This is a genomic window from Streptomyces sp. NPDC043876, assembly GCF_056435825.1.
Window position 1 is genome coordinate 1 of record NZ_JBWKDV010000047.1, and the last position, 5,059, is coordinate 5,059.

General features: G+C 69.5%; 1 protein-coding gene. It reads left to right on the forward strand.

Annotated features, from left to right (window positions below):
• On the forward strand, positions 1 to 5,059 hold a 5,059-nt coding region (locus AC0693_RS38610), incomplete at both ends, for an SDR family NAD(P)-dependent oxidoreductase (RefSeq protein ID WP_478804605.1).

Here is a 5,059-nt window from a genome sequence, read left to right on the forward strand (position 1 = left end):
TGTTGCTGGAGACGTCGTGGGAGGCGTTGGAGCGGGCGGGTATCGATCCGCATTCGCTGCGTGGCTCACGGACCGGCGTCTACGCCGGAGTGATGGCCCAGGAGTACGGCCCCCGACTCCACGAAAGCGCTGACGGATACGAGGGCTATCTGCTGACCGGATCCTCCAGCAGTGTCGCTTCGGGCCGTATCTCGTATGTGCTGGGTCTGGAGGGGCCGGCGGTGACGGTGGACACGGCGTGTTCGTCGTCGCTGGTCGCGCTGCACCTGGCGGTGCAAGCGTTGCGCAGCGGTGAGTGCGACCTCGCCCTCGCGGGCGGCGCGACCGTCATGGCCGAACCGGGCATGTTCGTGGAGTTCTCGCGGCAGCGGGGTCTGGCCACCGATGGGCGGTGCAAGGCGTTCTCGGACTCGGCCGACGGCACGGGCTGGGCCGAGGGTGCGGGCGTGTTGCTCGTCGAGCGGTTGTCGGATGCGGTGCGTCATGGGCGTCGGGTGTTGGCGGTGGTGCGTGGTTCGGCGGTCAATCAGGACGGTGCGAGCAACGGACTGACGGCGCCCAGTGGGCGGGCCCAGTCGCGTTTGATTCGCCGGGCGTTGGCGGATGCGCGGTTGGGTGTGGGTGATGTGGATGTGGTGGAGGGGCATGGGACGGGGACGCGTTTGGGTGATCCGATCGAGGCGCAGGCGTTGTTGGCGACGTATGGGCAGCGGGATGCGGGGCGTCCTTTGTGGCTTGGTTCGTTGAAGTCGAATGTGGGTCATACGCAGGCTGCTGCTGGTGTGGCTGGTGTGATCAAGATGGTTATGGCGATGCGGCACGGTGTGTTGCCGAAGACGCTGCATGTGGACGAGCCGACGGCGGAGGTGGACTGGTCGGCGGGAACCGTCACGCTGCTGACGGAGCAGGTGCCGTGGCCGCGCAGCGAGCGTGTGCGGCGAGCTGGTGTCTCCTCGTTCGGTGTGAGCGGGACGAATGCGCATGTGGTGTTGGAGGAGGGGCCGGTTCCGGAGGCGCCGGATGTGCGGGAGCCGGTGGAGCCGGGTGCTGCGGAGCTCCTTCCGGTGGTGCCGGTGGTGGTGTCGGGTCGTTCGGCGGGTGTGGTGGGTGAGCTGGCGTCCCGTGTCAAGGAGACGGCTGGGTCTGGTCGGTTGGTGGATGTGGGGTTGTCGTCGGTGGTGTCGCGGTCGGTGTTCGAGCACCGGTCTGTGGTGCTGGCCGAGGATGCCGGGGAGCTGGGTGCGGGTTTGGATGCTCTGGCCGCTGGTGTGCTGTCGTCTGGTGTGGTGTCTGGTGTGGTGTCGGGTGAGGGTGGCCGGTCGGTGTTTGTGTTTCCTGGTCAGGGGACGCAGTGGGTGGGGATGGCTGCGCGGTTGTGGGCGGAGTCGGGGGTGTTCGCGGAGTCGATGGTGCGGTGTGAGGCGGCGTTTGAGGGGTTGGTGGACTGGCGGCTGGCTGATGTGCTGGGTGATGGGGCTGCGTTGGAGCGGGTGGATGTGGTGCAGCCGGTTTCGTTTGCGGTGATGGTGTCGTTGGCGGCGTTGTGGCGGTCGTTGGGTGTGGTGCCGGATGCGGTGGTGGGGCATTCGCAGGGGGAGATTGCTGCGGCGGTGGTGGCGGGTGGTCTGTCGTTGGAGGACGGTGCTCGGGTGGTGGTGTTGCGTGCGCGGTTGATCGGGCGTGTGCTGGCGGGGCGTGGTGGGATGGCGTCGGTGGCGTTGCCGGTGGCTGTGGTGGAGGAGCGTCTGGCGCGGTGGGTGGGGCGTCTGGGGGTGGCGGTGGTCAATGGGCCGTCTGCCACGGTGGTGGCGGGTGAGCCGGATGCGGTGGCGGAGTTCGTGACCGGATGCGAGGCGGAGGGGATACGGGCGCGGCGTCTGCCGGTGGACTATGCCTCGCACTCGGCGCATGTGGAGACGTTGGCAGCCGAGCTGGAGGGGGTTTTGGAGGGTATTCGTCCGCGGAGCGGTGAGGTTCCGTTCTATTCGACGGTGGAGGCTGCGGCGATCGACACGGCGTCGTTGGACGCGGGGTACTGGTTCGGGAATCTGCGTCGGCCGGTCCGGTTCCAGGAGACGGTCGAGCAGTTGCTCGCGGACGGTTTCCGGGTGTTCGTGGAGGCCAGTGCGCATCCGGTGCTGACCGGGGCGGTGCAGGAGACCGCGGAGTCGGTGGGCCGGCAGGTGTGTGCGGTGGGTTCACTGCGCCGCGAGGAGGGGGGCTTGCGGCGTTTCCTGACTTCGGTGGCGGAGGCGTTCGTCCAGGGGGTGGAGGTGTCCTGGCCGGCACTGTTCGAGGGCACCGGTGCCCGCATCATCGACCTGCCCACCTACCCCTTCCAACGCCGGCGTTACTGGCTTGAGTCGCGTCCTTCTGCGGCGGTTGTTCCGTCGGGGCCGCAGGACGGTCTTTCGTATGAGGTGGCGTGGAAGAGTCTGTCGCTGTCGCTGTCGGAGTCGGCGCGTCTGGACGGCCGGTGGCTGCTCGTCGTGCCCGAGGAGCTGGACGCGAACGCCATGCGTGTCGCACACGACATTCAGCACGCCCTCACCACCCACGGCGCCACCGTCTCCTGTCTCACGGTCGACGTGACGGCGACGGACCGCGCCGACCTGGCGGCGCGGCTCACCACCGCGGCCGAAGAGCAGGAACCCCTCGTGGGAATCCTTTCCCTCCTGGGGTGGGCCGAGGGTGCACAGGCCGACCGCCCGACCGTACCGATTGCCATCGCCACCTCACTGGCACTGGTGCAGGCCGTCGGCGACGCCGGGTTCGGTGTTCCGGTGTGGGCGGTGACGCGGGGTGCGGTGTCCGTCGTGCCTGGTGAGGTGCCGGAGACGGCGGGTGCGCAACTGTGGGCGCTCGGCCGGGTTGCCGCTCTTGAAATCCCCGACCGCTGGGGTGGTCTGATCGATCTCCCGGCGGACGCCGATGCGCGTACGGTGGGTCTGGCGGTGCGGGCGCTGGCCACCGGGATCGCGGCCGGTGAGGATCAGCTCGCGGTGCGGCCCTCGGGTGCCTACGGCCGGCGCGTCGTTCAGGGAGGCCACCGGAAGCCCACGGGCGCGAAGCCGGAATGGCGACCGCGCGGCACCGTGCTCGTCACCGGGGGAATGGGCGCCATCGGAACCCGGGTGGCCCGCTGGCTGGCCCGGAACGGAGCCGAGCACCTGGTGCTGACCGGCCGTCGTGGTGCCGGGACACCCGGGGCGGACGAGCTGGCGGGAGAGTTGCGGGCGTCCGGCGTTCAGGTCACGCTCGCGGCCTGCGATGTGTCCGATCGTGCCGCGCTGGCCGCCCTGCTCGACGCGCATCCGCCGACCGCCGTCTTCCACACCGCCGGTGTGCTGAACGACGGGACGGTCGACACGCTCACCCCCGGACGTCTGGACGGGGTCCTGAGCCCCAAGGCGACGGCCGCCGTTCACCTGCACGAGCTCACCGCACACCTGGACCTTGACGCTTTCGTCCTCTTCGCCTCCGTCACCGGCGTATGGGGTAACGGCGGCCAGGCCGCGTACGCCATGGCCAACGCGGCTCTGGACGCGCTCGCCGAGCAGCGCCGTGCCGGCGGACTCGCGGCGACCTCCATAAGTTGGGGCCTCTGGGGTGGCGGCGGCATGGCCGAGGGCAACGGAGAGGTGAGCCTCAACCGTCGTGGCATCCGCGCGCTTGAGCCCGCCACCGGCATCGAGGCGCTGCAACGGACGCTCGACCAGGACGCGACCTGCCGCACCGTCGTCGACGTCGACTGGTCCCAGTTCGCTCCGCGCACGGCTGCGCTGCGGCGCGGACGACTCTTCGCGGATCTACCCGAGGCGCGACGTGCGCTGGGATCGGAGGGGGCAGCACAGGAGGATGCCGGGACCGCCGAGCCCGGCGCCGTGCTCGCCGAGCGCATCGCGTTGCTGTCGGAGCCCGAACAGCGCCGGATCCTGGTCGACTTGGTCCGAGCCGAGGCGGCTGCCGTCCTGCGGCACGACACGACGGAACTCCTGGCGCCGCGTAGGTCCTTCAAGGACGCTGGGTTCGACTCGCTGACCGCGCTGGAGCTCCGCAACCGGCTGGGCACCGCGACCGGTGTCGTCCTTCCCGTCACCGTCGTCTTCGACCACCCGAACCCCGGCGCGCTGGCGGACTTCTTGCACGGCGAGGCACTGGGCCTGTCGGCGCACCACGTTGCCGGGAGCGACCCGGCCGACACGGCCCGGCCGGCCGTCGCCCCCGAAGAGCCGATCGCGATCGTCGGTATGGCCTGCCATTACCCGGGCGAGGCCCACTCGCCCGAGGAACTGTGGAAGTTGCTCATGGACGAACGGGACGTCATCGGCCCCATGCCTACTGATCGGGGTTGGGATGTGGCGGGTCTGTTCGATCCGGAGCCTGGTGTGCCTGGGCGTACGTATGTGCGTGAGGGTGGGTTCCTCCATGGTGCGGGGGAGTTCGACGCGGGGTTCTTCGGTATTTCGCCGCGTGAGGCGTTGGCGATGGATCCGCAGCAGCGGTTGTTGCTGGAGACGTCGTGGGAGGCGTTGGAGCGGGCGGGTATCGATCCGCATTCGCTGCGCGGCTCACGGACCGGCGTCTACGCGGGCATGTTCCACCAGGAGTACGCAGCCCGGCTGCACGAGGCGCCCGTGGAGTTCGAAGGCCATCTGCTGACAGGGACGTCCGGGAGTGTCGCTTCGGGTCGTATCTCGTATGTGCTGGGTCTGGAGGGGCCGGCGGTGACGGTGGATACGGCGTGTTCGTCGTCGCTGGTCGCGCTGCATCTGGCGGTGCAAGCGTTGCGCAGCGGTGAATGCGACCTGGCTCTTGCGGGTGGGGTGACGGTGATGGCGGAGCCGGGTGTGTTCGTGGAGTTCTCGCGGCAGCGGGGTCTGGCTGCCGATGGGCGGTGCAAGGCGTTCTCGGACTCGGCCGATGGCACGGGCTGGGCTGAGGGCGTGGGCGTGCTGGCGGTGGAGCGGTTGTCGGATGCGGTGCGTCATGGGCGTCGGGTGTTGGCGGTGGTGCGTGGTTCGGCGGTGAACCAGGACGGTGCGAGCAATGGGTTGAC